Origin of the sequence: Protofrankia sp. CiT1, assembly GCF_917627335.1 — a bacterium.
In the GTDB taxonomy this organism is placed as follows: domain Bacteria; phylum Actinomycetota; class Actinomycetes; order Frankiales; family Frankiaceae; genus Protofrankia.
The window spans coordinates 2199-3507 of sequence record NZ_CAKJTP010000258.1 but is presented as its reverse complement, the minus strand read 5'-3'; the positions used below and the strand labels follow the sequence as shown (position 1 = coordinate 3507).

Below are 1309 nucleotides of genomic sequence, written 5' to 3'. Positions count from 1 at the left end.
CAAGGAATTTGTACGCTACATCGATAGGGTCATCTGTTCGGGAACTGCGGGTTCATAGTTAGTGAATACTAGATCCCAGCTGCCACGCTTGCTTGAAACTAGATTTATATCGCGGCGAGTTGCAAGCCGCGCCTCGTGGAAATATGCACCGAAGAGTTCACGAACAAATTCGGTTTCGCTGTTAGTGAGGGCGACGAATACTCCGCGAGCATCGGCGCGCCGCATGGCCTCACATAGGCGAATATGGTCACTCTCGCCGAACTGTCCTGGTGTGTACCGTTTGAAGTCTGCCCATCCACCGAGTGGGACGTAGGGCGGGTCCAGGTAGACCCAGTCGCCCGGCTCGGCTTGGTCGATGGCCGCCTCAAAGTCGGCCTCTGTAATCGTTGCGTTCGTGAGCGCCTTGGATGCGCGCAGCAAAGTGTTTTGGTTGTAGTAGGGGCGATCATACGCCCCGTAAGGGGTATTGAACCCACCTTTCTTGTTTACACGCCATAGTCCACGGAAGCTCGTCTTGTTGAGGTAGATGACCCGCGCCGCTTGTTCAAGATCTGATAGATCTTCAGGCTTCTGTCGGCGTAAGCTCTTAAAATATTCTGGCGTATTTGGCATTGAGTCGAGCAGGCGCATGACTTCAACTGGACTATCTCGGACCTGCTGAAAACATGTGATTAGCTCGCCGTTGGCGTCACTCAGGGTTGAGGTCGTAGGTCGAAGTTCGAAATAGACAGCGCCACTGCCCAAAAAAGGCTCTCGGTATGTTCCAGAGAAGTCTGGCGCAAGTGCCACCAAGGTGCTGGCGTAGCGCGTCTTCCCGCCCGCCCACTTCAGGAACGAGCGCTCGCTCGGGGTGAGCCTCATAGGCTGTAGACGCATCGGCTGCACGTCAGGGACGGTACCGGACGTGTGGGACAGGACCCAGCAGCGGCGGCCTTCGGCGAGTGCATCCGGTCTGCACGGTTGGTTTTGGGCCTCTCTCACGAGGAGCTGGCCGACCGGGCGGGCCTACACAGGACATACGCGGGCAGTGCAGAGCGAGGACTACGCAATGTAAGAGGCTCCGGCAATAGAGCGTTCGATCAGGGAGCGGCGTCCGGGCGGATGGCTCGCAAGGCGGTGGAGAGAGTCACCGGAGGTGTCGGGTGGCGACTGACGAGCCGGGGTACCCGTGCATCGCGCAGCGATGGACGGGTAGCGATGACGCGAGGTGCGTGCCCCAGCCCCGCGACGCCGCGTTCCCTGTTGCCGGGCGCTCTAACGGCCATCCTGGCCCGTGAGAACTTTCGTCCTGACGGCGGACGCGGACGTC

The 1309-nt window shown here is 59.4% G+C and carries 1 protein-coding gene; it reads right to left on the bottom strand.

What is annotated here, in order from left to right:
• Positions 1-15: 15 nt before the first annotated feature.
• Positions 16-861 carry a Dam family site-specific DNA-(adenine-N6)-methyltransferase gene (locus MJ785_RS21070; protein ID WP_239313448.1) on the bottom strand — a complete coding sequence of 282 codons (846 nt, stop codon included), beginning with the start codon at positions 859-861 and terminating at the stop codon, positions 16-18.
• Positions 862-1309: the final 448 nt, after the last annotated feature.